Source organism: Mycolicibacterium rutilum, from assembly GCF_900108565.1.
Taxonomy (GTDB): domain Bacteria; phylum Actinomycetota; class Actinomycetes; order Mycobacteriales; family Mycobacteriaceae; genus Mycobacterium; species Mycobacterium rutilum.
Window position 1 is genome coordinate 4,513,344 of the sequence record NZ_LT629971.1, and the last position, 14,729, is coordinate 4,528,072.

Annotated in this window: 16 protein-coding genes; 7 read left to right on the top strand and 9 right to left on the bottom strand. The window is 69.4% G+C overall.

The window, feature by feature from the left end:
* Nucleotides 1-24: 24 nt before the first annotated feature.
* Nucleotides 25-900 (top strand): alpha/beta fold hydrolase, encoded by an 876-nt coding sequence (locus BLW81_RS21975; protein ID WP_083409008.1) that lies wholly within the window; start codon nucleotides 25-27, stop codon nucleotides 898-900.
* On the opposite strand, the gene BLW81_RS21980 is transcribed toward BLW81_RS21975, so the two are convergent.
* From BLW81_RS21980 to BLW81_RS22010, 7 genes are read right to left on the bottom strand one after another with little or no spacing between them, the layout of a single operon-like run.
* Complete coding sequence (locus BLW81_RS21980) at nucleotides 890-1,237, bottom strand: metal-sulfur cluster assembly factor (RefSeq protein ID WP_083409009.1); 348 nt, start codon at nucleotides 1,235-1,237, stop codon at nucleotides 890-892. The two genes, BLW81_RS21975 and BLW81_RS21980, sit on opposite strands and share 11 nt — an antisense overlap.
* A complete protein-coding gene (sufU, locus tag BLW81_RS21985) occupies nucleotides 1,234-1,692 on the bottom strand; it encodes a Fe-S cluster assembly sulfur transfer protein SufU (protein WP_083409010.1) in 459 nt (152 codons plus the stop codon). The genes BLW81_RS21980 and sufU overlap by 4 nt, the downstream gene beginning before the upstream one ends.
* A gap of 1 nt (nucleotide 1,693) precedes the next feature.
* On the bottom strand, nucleotides 1,694-2,956 hold the full coding sequence (locus BLW81_RS21990) for a cysteine desulfurase (RefSeq protein ID WP_083409011.1): 1,263 nt from the start codon (nucleotides 2,954-2,956) through the stop codon (nucleotides 1,694-1,696).
* Nucleotides 2,957-2,959: 3 nt separating this feature from the next.
* Entirely contained in the window at nucleotides 2,960-3,730 is a 771-nt protein-coding gene (gene sufC / locus BLW81_RS21995) for a Fe-S cluster assembly ATPase SufC (protein WP_083409012.1), read from the bottom strand.
* Nucleotides 3,727-4,923, bottom strand: coding sequence for a Fe-S cluster assembly protein SufD (gene sufD, locus BLW81_RS22000; protein ID WP_083409013.1), 1,197 nt, complete (start codon nucleotides 4,921-4,923; stop codon nucleotides 3,727-3,729). The genes sufC and sufD overlap by 4 nt, the downstream gene beginning before the upstream one ends.
* The gene (gene sufB, locus BLW81_RS22005; protein ID WP_083409014.1) at nucleotides 4,924-6,369 is read right to left on the bottom strand and encodes a Fe-S cluster assembly protein SufB; all 1,446 of its coding nucleotides are present in this window, start codon (nucleotides 6,367-6,369) and stop codon (nucleotides 4,924-4,926) included.
* A complete protein-coding gene (locus BLW81_RS22010) occupies nucleotides 6,366-7,082 on the bottom strand; it encodes a helix-turn-helix transcriptional regulator (protein ID WP_083409015.1) in 717 nt (238 codons plus the stop codon). Before BLW81_RS22010 ends, sufB begins: the two co-directional genes overlap by 4 nt.
* Before the next feature lie 91 nt (nucleotides 7,083-7,173).
* Here BLW81_RS22010 and mptB point away from each other — a divergent pair, with 91 nt between their 5' ends.
* The 3 genes from mptB to BLW81_RS22025 are packed head-to-tail and all read left to right on the top strand — an operon-like array spanning nucleotide 7,174 to nucleotide 10,585.
* Nucleotides 7,174-8,880: a polyprenol phosphomannose-dependent alpha 1,6 mannosyltransferase MptB gene (gene mptB, locus BLW81_RS22015; RefSeq protein ID WP_083409016.1), complete on the top strand. Its 1,707-nt coding sequence runs from the start codon at nucleotides 7,174-7,176 to the stop codon at nucleotides 8,878-8,880.
* Between the two features lie 23 nt (nucleotides 8,881-8,903).
* On the top strand, nucleotides 8,904-9,812 hold the full coding sequence (locus BLW81_RS22020; protein WP_083409017.1) for an ABC transporter ATP-binding protein: 909 nt from the start codon (nucleotides 8,904-8,906) through the stop codon (nucleotides 9,810-9,812).
* Nucleotides 9,809-10,585: an ABC transporter permease gene (locus BLW81_RS22025; protein ID WP_083409018.1), complete on the top strand. Its 777-nt coding sequence runs from the start codon at nucleotides 9,809-9,811 to the stop codon at nucleotides 10,583-10,585. The genes BLW81_RS22020 and BLW81_RS22025 overlap by 4 nt, the downstream gene beginning before the upstream one ends.
* Here the strand turns inward: BLW81_RS22025 and BLW81_RS22030 are convergent.
* Entirely contained in the window at nucleotides 10,499-11,194 is a 696-nt protein-coding gene (locus tag BLW81_RS22030; RefSeq protein ID WP_083409019.1) for a hypothetical protein, read from the bottom strand. The two genes, BLW81_RS22025 and BLW81_RS22030, sit on opposite strands and share 87 nt — an antisense overlap.
* Nucleotides 11,195-11,284: 90 nt before the next feature.
* Here BLW81_RS22030 and BLW81_RS22035 point away from each other — a divergent pair, with 90 nt between their 5' ends.
* Together BLW81_RS22035 and BLW81_RS22040 are read left to right on the top strand one after the other, a co-directional pair.
* A complete protein-coding gene (locus tag BLW81_RS22035; protein WP_083409020.1) occupies nucleotides 11,285-11,854 on the top strand; it encodes a TetR/AcrR family transcriptional regulator in 570 nt (189 codons plus the stop codon).
* Nucleotides 11,855-11,897: 43 nt separating this feature from the next.
* Complete coding sequence (locus tag BLW81_RS22040) at nucleotides 11,898-12,848, top strand: COX15/CtaA family protein (RefSeq protein ID WP_083409021.1); 951 nt, start codon at nucleotides 11,898-11,900, stop codon at nucleotides 12,846-12,848.
* Here BLW81_RS22040 and BLW81_RS22045 read toward each other — a convergent pair.
* The gene (locus BLW81_RS22045; RefSeq protein WP_083409022.1) at nucleotides 12,798-13,739 is read right to left on the bottom strand and encodes an ATP-grasp domain-containing protein; all 942 of its coding nucleotides are present in this window, start codon (nucleotides 13,737-13,739) and stop codon (nucleotides 12,798-12,800) included. The two genes, BLW81_RS22040 and BLW81_RS22045, sit on opposite strands and share 51 nt — an antisense overlap.
* Before the next feature lie 18 nt (nucleotides 13,740-13,757).
* Between BLW81_RS22045 and BLW81_RS22050 the strand changes: the two genes are divergently transcribed.
* Nucleotides 13,758-14,729 carry a quinone oxidoreductase family protein gene (locus BLW81_RS22050; RefSeq protein WP_083409023.1) on the top strand — a complete coding sequence of 324 codons (972 nt, stop codon included), beginning with the start codon at nucleotides 13,758-13,760 and terminating at the stop codon, nucleotides 14,727-14,729.

The following is a 14,729-nucleotide window of genomic DNA, read 5'->3' on the forward strand; positions in this document are numbered from 1 at the left end:
TAAAATCAGTCAGAGGAGTTAGCCATGTCGGGTCGAGTTCATCACCGCTACGCCACCGTGCAGGGCCGGACGCTGTTCTACCGGGAGGCCGGCGATCCCGACGCGCCCGCCGTCGTGCTCTTGCACGGGTTCCCGACCAGTTCGTTCATGTTCCGCGACCTCATCCCCCGACTGGCCGACGCGTACCACGTCATCGCACCCGACCACCTCGGCTTCGGGCTGTCTGACGCCCCGACCGTCGACGAGTTCGACTACACCTTCGATGCGCTCACCGACCTGACCGAGGGACTGCTGGACCACCTCGGCGTCGCCCGCTACGCGATCTACGTGCAGGATTACGGCGCCCCGATCGGCTGGCGGCTGACGCTGCGCCACCCCGACGCCATCACCGCGATCATCACGCAGAACGGCAACGGCTACGAGGAAGGCTTCGTCGAGGACTTCTGGCGGCCGGTGTGGGCGTACCACCGCGAGCAGACACCCGAGACCGAGGCCGGTGTCCGCACCGCGCTCGACGTCGATGCGATCAAATGGCAATATCTGACCGGTGTGCCCGACGAGACGCTGGTCAGCCCGGACACCTGGTCACACGACGCGGCGCTGATCGGCCGGCCGGGCAACGATCTGGTGCAGCTGAAGCTGTTCGGTGACTACGCCACCAACCCGCCGCTGTACCCCGCGCTGCACGACCATCTCCGGACGGGCCGGGTGCCGGTGCTGGCCGTGTGGGGGCAGAACGACCCGATCTTCGGGCCCGACGGCGCCCGCGCGTTCGGCAAGGACGCGCCCGACGCGGAGATCCATCTCCTCGACGGTGGCCATTTTCTGTTGGAGACCGCGGTCGATCAGGTCGCCGAACTGATCCGCGACTTCCTGGGCCGCCGCGTGCTCAGACCGTGAAGCCCAGCGCGCGCAACTGCTCGCGACCGTCCTCGGTGATCTTGTCCGGGCCCCACGGCGGGTTCCACACCCAGTTGATCTTGATCTCTTTGACCAGCCCGCTGCCGACCAGCGCGGTGCGGGACTGGTCCTCGATCACGTCGGTCAGCGGGCAGGCGGCCGACGTCAGGGTCATGTCGATGAGCGCGACGTTGCCCTGCTCGCCCGGCTCGACGTTGAGGTCGTAGACCAGGCCGAGGTCGACGACGTTGATGCCGAGCTCGGGGTCGACGACATCGCGCATCGCCTCCTCGAGGTCGGCGAGCAGCTCGTTGTCCGGCACTGCGGTGTCACTCATCCTGCCTCCTGCAATCCCTCCGACGCCTGCGCCAGCGCGTCTTTGAAAGCCATCCAGCCCAGCAGCGCGCACTTGACGCGCGCCGGGTACTTCGCGACACCGGCGAATGCGATGCCGTCTCCGAGTACATTCTCGTCGCCCTCGACCGTGCCGCGCGAGGCCACCATCTCGTTGAACGCCGCCACGGTTTCCAGCGCGCCCGAGACGCTCTGCCCGATCACCTGATCGGTCAGCACGGATGTCGACGCCTGGCTGATCGAACAGCCCTGCCCGTCGTAGGAGATGTCGATAACCCGCTCGCCGTCGTCGGAGAGCGCGACGCGCAGTGTCACCTCGTCCCCGCAGGTCGGGTTGACGTGGTGCACCTCCGCGCCGAACGGCTCGCGCAGGCCGCGGTGATGCGGGTGCTTGTAGTGATCGAGGATCACTTCCTGATACATCTGCTCGAGTCGCACGTCAGTCCCCGAAGAACTCCACGGCGCGGCGCACACCGGCCACCAGCCGGTCGACCTCGTCGAGGGTGTTGTAGAGCGCGAACGACGCCCGCGCGGTCGCGGCGATGCCGAACCGCCGGTGCAGCGGCCACGCGCAGTGGTGGCCCACGCGCACCGCCACCCCGCCGTCGTCGAGGACCTGCCCGACATCGTGGGCATGGACCCCGTCGACGACGAAACTCACCGGCGAGAGGCGGTTCTGCAGCGTGGTGGGTCCGATGATCCGCACGCCGTCGACGGTCGCGAGCCCGTCCAGCGCCGCGGCCACCAGTTGTGCTTCGTGCTCGGCTACCACATCCATCCCGATGGTGCTCAGATACCGTGCGGCCGCGGCCAATCCGACGACCTGCGACGTCATCGGCGTGCCGGCCTCGAAGCGCTGCGGCGCCGGCGCGTAGGTGGTCGCCTCCATCGTGACGGTCTCGATCATCGAACCGCCGGTCAGAAACGGTGGCATCGCGTCGAGCAGCTCGCGGCGTCCGTACAGCACACCGATGCCGGTGGGTCCGAGCATCTTGTGCCCCGAGAACGCCGCATAGTCGACGTCGAGGGCGTGGAAGTCCACCGGCTGGTGCGGCACCGACTGGCATGCGTCCAGCACGGTCAGCGCACCGACCGCCTTCGCCCGCGCCACCAGTTCGTCGACCGGGGCCACCGCACCGGTGACGTTCGAATGGTGGCTGAACGCAACGACTTTGACGCGCTCGTCGAGCTGCAGCGAGTCCAGGTCGATGTGCCCGGCGTCCGGCCCTTCTGAAGTGACGCCGTACCACTGCAGCGTCGCACCGGTGCGCCGCGCCAATTCCTGCCACGGGATCAGGTTGGCGTGGTGCTCGAGCTCGGTGGTGACGATGACGTCACCCGGCCCGACGGCACGCTCGAAGCGGCTGTCCCCGAGCACATAGGCCACCAGGTTGAGCGCCTCGGTGGCGTTCTTGGTGAACACGAGTTCGTCGGGATCGGCGCCGACGAACGCGGCGATGTCGGCCCGGCCGTGCTCGTAGGCGTCGGTGGCCTCCTCCATCAACTGGTGCGCGCCGCGGTGCACCGCGCCGTTGGAGGTCAGCAGGAACTCGCGTTCGGCGTCGAGCACCTGCAGCGGACGCTGCGAGGTCGCGCCGGAATCCAGATACGCCAGCTGTTCTCCGCCGCGCATCTGTTTCTTCAGGATCGGGAAGTCGGCGCGGAGGGCCGCCACATCCAGCCTGCGGACAGGGGCGGTCACGGCTTACGCCCCCGCTGCCGCCGTCTGCGTGAAGCGCACGTAGCCGTTCTCCTCCAGCTCATCGGCGAGTTCGGGGCCGCCGGACTCGACGATGCGGCCGCCGACGAACACGTGCACGAACTGCGGCTGGATGTAGCGCAGGATCCGCGTGTAGTGCGTGATCAGCAGGACACCGCCGTCTTCGGCCTCGGCGTAGCGGTTCACACCCTCGCTGACGACCCGCAGCGCGTCGACGTCCAGACCCGAGTCCGTCTCGTCGAGGATGGCGATCTTCGGCTTGAGCAGCGACAGCTGCAGGATCTCGTGGCGCTTCTTCTCGCCGCCGGAGAACCCCTCGTTGACGCTGCGCTCGGAGAACGCGGCGTCGATCTCGAGGTCGGCCATCGCGCCCTTGACCTCTTTGACCCAGTGCCGCAGTTTCGGCGCCTCACCGCGCACGGCCGTCGCGGCGGTGCGCAGGAAGTTCGACATCGACACGCCCGGCACCTCGACGGGGTACTGCATCGCAAGGAACAGCCCGGCGCGGGCCCGCTCGTCCACGCTCATCTCCAGCACGTCCTGGCCGTCGAGCGTGATCGAGCCCGACGTCACCGTGTACTTCGGGTGCCCGGCGATCGCGTAGGACAGTGTGGACTTGCCGGATCCGTTGGGGCCCATCACCGCATGGGTCTCGCCCGACTTCACGGTCAGGTTCACACCCTTGAGGATCGGGATCTCGGTCTGCTCCGGTGAGGTGACCGAGACGTGCAGGTCTTTGATTTCCAGAGTGGTCATGATTGAGCTGTTCTCGATTCCGTGATCGCTAGTTCTCGTTCGATTGCTTCGGTGAGGCGTTCGCGCACTGCGGGCACGGCGATCTTCGCGATGATCTCGTTGAAGAAGCCGCGCACCACCAGGCGGCGCGCCTGGTCCTCGGGGATGCCGCGCGCCTGCAGGTAGAACAACTGCTCGTCGTCGAACCGGCCGGTGGCACTGGCGTGGCCGGCGCCGACGATCTCACCGGTCTCGATCTCGAGGTTGGGCACCGAGTCGGCCCGCGCGCCGTCGGTGAGCAGCAGGTTGCGGTTGACCTCGAAGGTGTCGGTGCCGGTGGCCTCGGCGCGGATCAGCACGTCGCCGACCCACACGGTGTGCGCGTCGGGCAGGTTCGACGCCGGATCCCCCTGCAGCGCACCCTTGTACAGCACATCGGACTTACAGTTCGGGTGCGCGTGGTCGACGAGCAGCCGCGACTCGAAGTGCTGGCCGTCGTCGGCGAAGTAGGTGCCGAGCATCTTGGCGTCCCCGCCTGGCGCGGTGAACCGCACGTTCGCGGTCGTGCGCACGACGTCGCCGCCGAGGGTAACGTTCACGTGGCCGAGCACCGCGTCCTTGCCGAGCTTCGCGTGGTGCGCACTCACGTGCACGGTGTCGTCGGCCCAGTCGGCGATCCAGATGACCCCGAGCCCGGCCGAGTCGCCGACGATCAGTTCGACGTTGTCGGCGTAGGTGCCGCTGCCGCGCAGGTCCACCACGACGATCGCGCGCGAGAGTTCCTCGACACGGATCTGCAGGTGCCCGTAGGCGACCGCGCCCTCACCAGGGCCGGTGATGTCGACCTCGATCGGCTCGGCCACCTCGGTGTCGCGGCCGACGGTGACGATCGTGGCCGTCTCGAACGACGAATAGGCTTGCGCCGCAACGCGGTCCGAGGGCACGCCGCCCTGTCCGAGGCGTTCGTCGTCGCGGGTGACGGTCTCCACGGTGACGCCGGGGCGCTCGCTGACCGCGATGTCGGCGCGGGCCGTGGCGGATGCCGAGCCGTCGTGCAGGCCGCGCAGCCGCTTGAGCGGGGTGAACCGCCAGATCTCGTCGCGGCCGCCGGGCACCTCGAAGGCGTTGACGTCGAACGAGGTGAAGACCTCACCCTTGTTGAGCGCCGAGCCTGCCGGTGTCCCTTCGACCGCTGTTTGCAGAGGGGAACTCACTTAGCCCACAGCCCCTTCCATCTGCAGCTCGATCAGCCGGTTGAGCTCCAGCGCGTATTCCATCGGGAGCTCCTTGGCGATCGGCTCGACGAAGCCGCGCACCACCATCGCCATCGCCTCGTCCTCGGTCAGGCCGCGGCTCATCAGGTAGAACAGCTGGTCCTCGCTGACCTTGGACACGGTGGCCTCGTGACCCATCGTCACGTCGTCCTCGCGGATGTCGACGTACGGGTAGGTGTCGGAGCGGCTGACCGTATCGACAAGCAGCGCATCGCATTTGACGCTGGACCGCGAACCGTGCGCGCCCTTGTTGACCTGAACCAGGCCGCGGTAGGACGCGCGGCCGCCGCCGCGGGCCACCGACTTTGACACGATGTTGCTCGAGGTGTTCGGCGCCAGGTGCAGCATCTTGGCGCCGGTGTCCTGGTGCTGACCCTCGCCGGCGAACGCCACCGAGAGCACCTCGCCGCGGGCGTGCTCACCGGTCATCCACACCGCCGGGTACTTCATCGTGACCTTGGAACCGATGTTGCCGTCGACCCACTCCATGGTGGCGCCGGCCTCGGCCCGCGCGCGCTTGGTGACCAGGTTGTAGACGTTGTTCGACCAGTTCTGGATGGTCGTGTAGCGACACCGGCCGCCGGCCTTGACGATGATCTCGACGACCGCGGAGTGCAGCGAGTCGCTCTTGTAGATCGGCGCGGTGCAGCCCTCGACGTAGTGCACGTAGGCGCCCTCGTCGACGATGATCAGCGTGCGCTCGAACTGGCCCATGTTCTCGGTGTTGATCCGGAAGTAGGCCTGCAGCGGGATGTCGACGTGCACGCCCGGCGGCACGTAGATGAACGAACCGCCCGACCACACCGCGGTGTTGAGCGCGGAGAACTTGTTGTCCCCGGCCGGGATCACCGTGCCGAAGTACTGCTTGAAGATCTCCGGGTGCTCCTTGAGCGCGGTGTCGGTGTCCAGGAAGATCACGCCCTGGGCCTCGAGGTCCTCACGGATCTGGTGGTAGACCACCTCGGACTCGTACTGCGCGGCGACGCCGGAGACCAGGCGCTGCTTCTCCGCCTCGGGGATGCCGAGCTTGTCATAGGTGTTGCGGATGTCCTCGGGCAGGTCGTCCCAGGTGGCGGCCTGCTTCTCGGTGGACCGCACGAAGTACTTGATGTTGTCGAAGTCGATGCCCTCGAGGTTGGAACCCCAGTTCGGCATCGGCTTCTTGTCGAACGTGCGCAGCGCCTTGAGCCGGATGTCGAGCATCCACTCGGGTTCGCTCTTCTTCGCGGAGATGTCGCGCACCACCGCCTCGGACAGCCCGCGCTGTGCGCTGGCGCCCGCGGCGTCGGAGTCCACCCAGCCGTAGCCGTACCGGCCCAGCGAGGCGATGGTCTCCTCCTGGCTGAGCGGTTCGCCCACCTTGTGGACCTCGGGTGTGGTCGTCATGTCGACGCTCCTTGCTTACTTGTGGGGGCTGCTAGCGGGCTGGAGCTGATCTTGTCGACCAGCGGAACGTGCGTGGTGCAGGCGCAGTCGCCGTTGACGATGGTGGCGAGCCGCTGCACGTGCGTGCCGAGGATCTCGGCGAACGCCTCTTGCTCGGTCTCGCACAGCTCCGGGAACTCCTCGGCGACGTGTGAGACCGGACAGTGATGCTGGCACAGCTGGATGCCGCGGATCGGACCGGCCACCGGCGTCGTCGTCGTCGCGTAACCCGCCTCGGTCAACGCGTCGGCGATGCGGCCTGCAGCAGATTCAACGTCATCGGACCCCTCGGATACTCCCGCGACACCCGCGAGGATCCCGTCGATCCGCCGCCGCGCGAACGTGCGGACGGCGTCGTCGCCGCCGATCTCGCGCAGCTGCCGGATCGCCGCCACGGCCAGGTCGTCGTAGGCGTGTCCGAGCTTGGCCCGCCCGGCCGCGGTGAGCCGGTACCGCTTGGCGGGCCGGCCGCGACCGGTGTGCTGCCAGGCCGCGGCGGCGCTGGACTGCGCGTCGCCCGCCTCGATCAACGCGTCGAGGTGCCGACGCACGCCTGCGGCGGAGATACCGAGCTGTTCGCCGATGTCACCTGCGGTGATGGGTCCGGATTCCAGCAACAGCCGGACGATCGCGCCACGGGTGTGGCGATCTGAGGCGTCCGGACTGACTTTCACAACACTATTGTGACGGAATTCCGAAAGCCGTGTAAAGCAAGGGCACCCTTAGCGTGACGGACCGCATAAGGTCGGCGGTTACGCTGCTGAGGTGGCAGCCCGCCTCCGTTCGTTCAGCTCGTCGATTGCCCGATGGCACGCCGACGAACCGCCGGTCGGGTCCCCCCTCAACGACGCCGAGGTCATCGCGCTGCGCCACACCCGGCTGTTCGGGGCGACCGGCACGGTGCTGATGGCGATCGGCGCGCTCGGCGTCGGTGCCCGCCCGGTGGTGCAGGACCCCACGTTCGGCGTGCGGCTGCTGAACCTGCCGTCGCGCATCCAGACGGTGTCGCTGACGATGACCACCACCGGCGCGGTGATGATGGCGCTGGCCTGGCTGATGCTGGGCAGGTTCGCCCTCGGGTCCCGGCGCATGTCGCGCAGCCAACTGGATCGCCTGCTGTGGCTGTGGGTGCTGCCGCTGCTGATCGCGCCGCCGATGTACAGCCGCGACGTCTACTCCTACCTGGCGCAGAGCGAGATCGCGGTCAACGGGCTCGACCCCTACCGGGTGGGGCCCGCGCCGGGGCTCGGCCTCGACCACGTGTTCACCCTGTCGGTGCCGAACATGTGGCGCGAGACGCCCGCGCCCTACGGTCCGCTGTTCCTGTGGATCGGACAGGGAATCTCGGCGCTCACCGGCGAGAACATCGTCGCCGCGGTGCTGTGTCACCGGCTGGTGGTGCTGCTGGGCGTCGGGCTGATCGTGTGGGCGGTCCCGCGGCTCGCGCGCCGCTGCGGTGTCGCCGAGGTGAGCGCGCTGTGGCTCGGCGCGGCCAACCCGCTGCTGATCATGCATCTGGTCGCGGGCATCCACAACGAGGCGTTGATGCTGGGCCTGATGCTGGCCGGCACCGAGTTCGCGCTGCGCGGGGTCGACGCGGCCGCGCCGCTGCTCCCCCGCCCGCTGAGCTGGCCGCACGGCCGGGAGGGCTGGTCCCGCTGGTGGCCGGCGGCGATGCTGCTGCTCGGCGTCGTGCTGATCACCATGTCGTCGCAGGTCAAGCTGCCCTCGCTGCTGGCGCTGGGCTTCGTGGCGATGGCACTGGCCTGGCGGTGGGGCGGCACGGTCAAGGCGTTCTTCCTGGCCGGCGGCTCCCTGACCGCGGTGTCGGTCGCGGTGATGGCGCTCATCGGGTGGGCCAGCGGCCTGGGGTTCGGCTGGATCTTCACGCTCGGCACCGCCAACGTCGTGCGCAGCTGGATGTCGCTGCCCACGCTGCTGGCGCTGGGCACGGGCCAGGTCGGCATCCTGCTCGGCCTGGGCGACCACACGACCGCGGTGCTCGGCCTCACCCGCGCCATCGGCGTGTCGATCATCGCGATCCTGGTCACCTGGCTACTGCTGGCCGTGCTGCGCGGCCGACTGCATCCGGTGGGCGGGCTCGGCGTCGCTCTGGGCATGACGGTGCTGCTGTTCCCGGTGGTCCAGCCCTGGTACGTGCTGTGGGCGGTGCTGCCGCTGGCCGCGTGGGCGACGCGCCCCGCGTTCCGCAGCGCGACGATCGTGGTGACGTTGGCCGTCGGGATCTTCGGGCCGACCGCCAACGGCGACCGGTTCACGTTGTTCCAGATCCTGCTGGCCGTCGCCGCGAGCACCGTGGTCGCGTTGCTGCTCATTCTGCTGACCTACAACCGGCTGCCGTGGCGGGCCGTGAAGACGCTGCCGCCCGACCACCCGTCCTCGTCGCCGCCACCGGCGCCGCAGCCGGTGCGGCCCAGCCGGACCACCGACGCCTACGCTGAATCCCCGTGACGCAGCTAGGGGCCGCTCACCCCGTGCGACTGCACGGGGTGACCAAGCGCTACGGGGCGACCGTGGCGGTGGCCGAACTCGATCTCGAGGTGCACACGGCCGAGGTGTTCGCCCTGCTGGGCCCGAACGGCGCCGGCAAGACCACCACGGTCGAGATGTGCGAGGGCTTCATCAAGCCCGACTCCGGCACGATCGAGATCTTCGGGCTCGACCCGTCCGCCGACAACGCCCGGGTGCGCGAACGCATCGGCGTGATGCTGCAGGGCGGCGGCGGTTATCCGGCGGCCCGCGCCGGCGAGATGCTCGACCTCGTCGCGGCCTACGCCGCCAACCCATTGGACCCGGCCTGGCTGATGGACACGCTCGGGCTGACCGAGGCGGCCAAGACCACCTACCGCAGGCTGTCGGGCGGGCAGCAACAGCGCCTGGCGCTGGCCTGTGCGGTCGTCGGCCGGCCCGAGCTGGTGTTCCTCGACGAGCCGACCGCCGGTATGGATGCCCATGCACGAATCGTGGTGTGGGAGTTGATCGACGGGCTGCGCCGCGACGGCGTGACCGTGGTGCTGACCACCCATCAGCTGACCGAGGCCGAGGAGCTAGCCGACCGGATCATGATCATCGACCACGGCGTGCCCGTCGCCACCGGCACCCCCGAGGAGCTGATGCGCAGCGGCGCCGAGAACCAGCTGCGGTTCCGTGCGCCGCGCATGCTGGACCTGTCGCTGCTGGTGTCGGCGCTGCCGGAGAGCTATCAGGCCACCGAGACCGCGCCGGGTGAATACCTGGTCGAGGGCGCGATCAACCCGCAGGTGCTGGCGGCGGTCACCGCGTGGTGCGCCCGGCTCAACGTGCTGGCCACCGACATGCGCGTCGAACAGCGCAGTCTCGAAGACGTTTTCCTGGAGCTGACGGGGCGGGAGTTGCGGCCGTGACGACGAATCGCTTTGCGCCGGGGACGTTTTCGCCGGCACCGGGACCGGCCAGCGTGCAGAAGATGCTGACCGCGCAGTTCGGCCTGGAGTTGCGGCTGCTGCTGCGCAACGGCGAGCAGCTGCTGTTGACGATGTTCATCCCGATCACGCTGCTGATCGGGTTGACACTGTTGCCGTTGGGCGACTTCGGCCCGAACCGGGCGGCGACGTTCGTCCCCGCGATCATGGCGTTGGCGGTGATCTCGACGGCGTTCACCGGGCAGGCGATCGCGGTGGCGTTCGATCGCCGCTACGGCGCGCTCAAGCGGCTGGGGGCGACCGCCCTGCCGGTGTGGGGAATCATCGCGGGCAAGTCGCTGGCGGTGGTCGCGGTCGTGATCCTGCAGTCGATCGTGTTGGGCGCGATCGGTTTTGCGCTGGGCTGGCGCCCGCACCTGGCGGGGCTGGCCCTCGGTGCGGTGATCATCGCGCTGGGCACCGCGGGCTTCGCCGCGCTGGGCCTGTTGCTGGGCGGCACGCTGCGCGCCGAGATCGTGCTGGCCGTCGCCAACCTGTTGTGGTTCGTGTTCGCCGGGCTCGGTGCGCTCACGCTCGAAGGCGGCATGGTGCCGTCGGCGCTGCAGTGGGTGGCGCGGCTGACCCCGTCGGGCGCGCTGACCGAGGCGCTGTCGCGGGCGATGAGCCTGTCAGTGGACTGGTTCGGCCTGCTCGTGCTCGCGGTGTGGGGCGGCGTCGCGGCGCTGTGCGCGCTGCGCTGGTTCCGCTTCACCTGAGACGAGTTGCGGCAGCAGGTATTCGAGTTGGCCCACCTCCTCGATGTTGTGCCTGACCCACGCTTCTGCCTTCGCGGCCACGAACTTGCGCCGGAGCACGGCGTTCACCGGCGCGAACAACGCCGAGCGGGCACCGAGGTCCATCACGGTCACGTAGTGCACACCGTCGGCGCCGGCCGACCAGGTGTGTTCGAGTTGGAAGACCGGGACGCCGGCGATGCGCTTGACCAGCCGGATGCCGGTCTCGTCGAGCTTCTCGACGCGGGCGAGCTCGTCGATGGCGTATTCCGGTCGCGCACCGAACGCCTCGACCATCCGGAACCGGGCGCCGTCGGCCGCACCGCCACCGGGCGCGGGGCGCGCGAGCTCCCATCGGATGTGGTCGAGGGGATGCCAGGCGAGGTAGCGGTCGATCACCTCACCGCCGTAGAGCATGGTCTCGCCCAGATGGCTGAACCAGTCGAGCAGCATCGCCGGGGCCAGCCCGCGCAATGGCCGGTGGTCGATCGTGATGCGCCGGCGGCCGCGCGGATAGTCGAGGTGGCGCACGGTCGCGGTGTCGACCGAGCGCAGCGGATAGAGCACGGGACGGGGCTGAGGCAGTTGCATCAGGAACCTCCAAGATACGGTAGCGTTTCTTATAGTTCGAGAGTAGGCAGCTCGGTTAAGATACGCAAGCGTTTCTTCTAAGGAGGTCGGATGTCGCGTCGGCGCGGTGATGAGCTCGATGCGGCGATCCGCACGGCGGTCCTGCAGATCCTGGCCGAGCACGGCCCGGCCGGGGTGACGATGGAGGCCGTCGCCGCCGCGGCGCGGACCAGCAAGCCCGTGCTCTACCGCCGCTGGCCGGATGCGCCGGCGCTGCTGCGCGACACGCTGCTCGGCATCGCGACCGCCGCGATCCCCCACGAGGACACCGGCAGTTACCGCGGCGACATGCTCGCGGTGCTGCGCGGGTGGGCGGCGTTGTTCACCGGACCGCAGGCCGCGCTGATCCGTTCGGCGATCGGCGCGGCCGCCCACGACTCCGAACTCACCGAGGCGTTCCGCGCCGGCGTCATCGGATGGCGCAAGGCGGAGATGGCCGCACTGCTCGCGCGCGGGATCGAACGTGGCGACGTGCGCGCCGACGTCCCGGTCGAGATCGCCCGCGAGTTGGGCCAGAGCGTGCTGTGGCACCGCCTGCTGATCACCGGCGACCCGATCGACGACGCGCTGGTCGTGCAGCTCGTCGACGAGGTGCTGATCCCGTTCGTGGCGCCGCGCTGACCCGCTACTACGGGTTGTAGTTGCGCTGCTCTACCATCGGTACGTGCGACGCGTGTTCCTGCGGCTGGTCGATCTGCTACCGCTGCCCAGCCTGCGGGCCCAGCGCGTCATCGCCCTGCTGGTCATCCTCACCCAGGGCGGGATCTCGGTCACCGGCGCGATTGTGCGCGTCACCGCCTCGGGTCTCGGCTGTCCGACGTGGCCGCAGTGCTTCCCGGGCAGCTTCACGCCGGTGCCGGTTGCCGAGGTGCCCGTCGTGCACCAGGCGGTCGAGTTCGGCAATCGGCTGATCACGTTCCTGGTCGTGCTCACCGCCGCCGCGGCGGTGCTCGCGGTGATTCGTGCCCGCCGGCGGCGCGAAGTCCTGGTCTATGCGTGGCTGATGCCCGCCTCAACCGTCGTGCAGGCGGTGATCGGCGGGATCACCGTGCTGACCGGGCTGCTGTGGTGGACGGTCGCCATCCACCTGCTGGCGTCGATGACCATGGTCTGGTTGTCGGTGCTGTTGTTCGTCAAGATCGGCGAGCCCGACGACGGGGTGCCTACCCGGCGGGCACCCAAGATCCTGCGCCGGCTCGCCCTGCTCAGCGCGCTGGCGCTGGCCGCCGTGCTGGTGACCGGGACGCTGGTGACCGGCGCCGGTCCGCACGCCGGCGACAAGAGCGTCGACCGGACGATCCCGCGCCTCGAGGTCGAGATCACCACGCTGGTCCACCTGCACTCGTCGCTGCTGGTGGCCTATCTGTCCCTGCTCGTCGGTCTTGGTTTTGGGCTGCTCGCGGTGCGGGCGCCGCGGCCGGTGCTCGTCCGGCTCGGCGTGCTGCTCGTGCTCGTGGTGGCACAGGGGTTGGTCGGCACGGTGCAGTTCTTCACCGGGGTGCCGGCGGCCCTGGTCGCCGTCCACGTCGCGGGCGCCGCGGCGTGCACCGCGGCGACCGCCGCGCTATGGGCGTCGATGCGAGAGCGGGCCGAGCCCGAACCGCTCGAGCGCTGATTCCACGGCGAGGACGAACTCGCGCTGCTGCACCCCGCGCGTGGCGTCGTCGAGCTGCGCCCAACCCAGCGACGGCTCGACCAGTTCCACCTCCAGCACGCGCGGATCGGCCCGGCCGCCGATGATGTCGACCCGCGCGTACAGGAACTCCTCCGGCTGCATGCCGAGGTGCGCGGCGGCGGCTGCGAGCGCCGCATGGCCGACGTCCCACAGCTCGAAATCGGGATCGGCCGCGGCGAGCTGCTCCTGCGCGTAGGTGCCCGATTCGTCGAACTGCGGCGCCTCGCCGGGCGCCCGCAGGATCGGCCCCTTGGTGAACGCGTGCGATTGCGCGCCGGCGAGGAACACCAGCGCGGTCTCACCGTCCTGGACTCGTTCGTCGTAGGGCTGCACCAGCACCGTCCGCCCCGCGTCCTGCAGCCGGGCCGCATGCTCGCGCGCATCGTCGCGGTCCGAAAAGCGAAGCGTGTCAACCGAACCCGCCCCTACCGAGGGTTTGACGACGACCTCGTCGCTGTCGGGCAGGCGCACCCGCTCCCCCGGCGCGAAGAACCGGCTCGGAATCGTGGGCACCCCGGCGGCCGCGAGGTCGGCCAGATAACGCTTGTCGGTGTTCCAGGACACCACCAGCGCCGGGTTCAGCAGGTGCCGGACCCGGCGCGTCCAGCCGAGAAACTCGTCGAGCCGCTCGATGTAGTCCCACGTCGCGCGCAGGATCACCAGGTCGGCGTCCAGCGTCGCCGGATCGTCCCAGGACAGCCAGCGAGCGTGCAGGCCGCGCCCGGCCAGCGCCGCGACCAGCCCCGCGTCGTCGCCGTCGCCGTCCGGCAGGGCCGGGCAACCGGCCAACACGATGCGCGGATGGAACACGTCGGGACGGGCGAGCTTCACGGAAGGCAGGATAGAACCATGTACGCCATCGAAGTCGCCGAGACCGGCGGACCCGAAGTCCTCACCTACGTCGAGAAGCCGCAACCCACGCCCGGGCCCGGCGAGGTGCTCATCAAGGCCGAGGCGATCGGGGTGAACTTCCTCGACACCTACTTCCGCTCCGGTCAGTATCCGCGGGAGACGCCGTTCATCCTCGGCAACGAGGTGTGCGGCACCGTCGAGGCCGTCGGCGACGATGTGGCCGCGCTCAAGGTCGGCGACCGGGTGGTGACCGCCCAGGCCAACGGCGCCTACGCCGAATACTCCGTCGCACCGGCCGATTTCGTCGCCTACGTGCCCGACGGCGTGAGCCCGGAGGCCGCGGCGGCGAGCCTGCTCAAGGGCATGACCGCGCACTACTTGATCAAGTCGCTGTATCCGGTGCAGCAGGGCGACTCCGTGCTGGTGCACGCCGGTGCCGGCGGCGTCGGGCTGATCCTGACGCAGTGGGCGACGAGCATGGCGGTGCGGGTGATCACCACGGTGTCCACACCGGAGAAGGCGGAACTGTCGCGGCAGGCGGGCGCGGTGGAGGTGCTGGACTATCCGGAAGATCCCGCCGAGTTCGGCGCCAAGATCAAGGAAATGACCGAAGGTGGGGTCGCCGCCGTGTACGACGGCGTGGGTGCGGCCACGTTCGAGGCCAGCCTGGCCAGCCTCGCGGTGCGCGGCACGTTGGCTCTGTTCGGCGCGTCCAGTGGGCCGGTGCCGCCGTTCGACCCGCAGCGCCTCAACGCCGCGGGCTCGCTGTTCCTGACCCGCCCGACGCTGGTGCACTACACCCGCACCGCCGACGAATTCGCTTGGCGGGCAGGCGAACTGCTCGACGCGATCGCATCGGGTGCGCTGACCATCACGGTCAGCCACCGCTACCCGCTGGCCGACGCCGCCCAGGCGCACACCGACCTGCAGGGCCGCAAGACGGTCGGGTCGGTCGTGCTGGTGCCCTGA

Coding starts and splice junctions, on each gene's coding strand:
- BLW81_RS21975 (WP_083409008.1), top strand. CDS start 25: ATGTCGGGTCGAGTTCATCACCGCTACGCCACCGTGCAGGGCCGGACG.
- BLW81_RS21980 (WP_083409009.1), bottom strand. CDS start 1,237: ATGAGTGACACCGCAGTGCCGGACAACGAGCTGCTCGCCGACCTCGAG.
- sufC (WP_083409012.1), bottom strand. CDS start 3,730: ATGACCACTCTGGAAATCAAAGACCTGCACGTCTCGGTCACCTCACCG.
- sufB (WP_083409014.1), bottom strand. CDS start 6,369: ATGACGACCACACCCGAGGTCCACAAGGTGGGCGAACCGCTCAGCCAG.
- BLW81_RS22030 (WP_083409019.1), bottom strand. CDS start 11,194: ATGCAACTGCCTCAGCCCCGTCCCGTGCTCTATCCGCTGCGCTCGGTC.
- BLW81_RS22035 (WP_083409020.1), top strand. CDS start 11,285: ATGTCGCGTCGGCGCGGTGATGAGCTCGATGCGGCGATCCGCACGGCG.
- BLW81_RS22050 (WP_083409023.1), top strand. CDS start 13,758: ATGTACGCCATCGAAGTCGCCGAGACCGGCGGACCCGAAGTCCTCACC.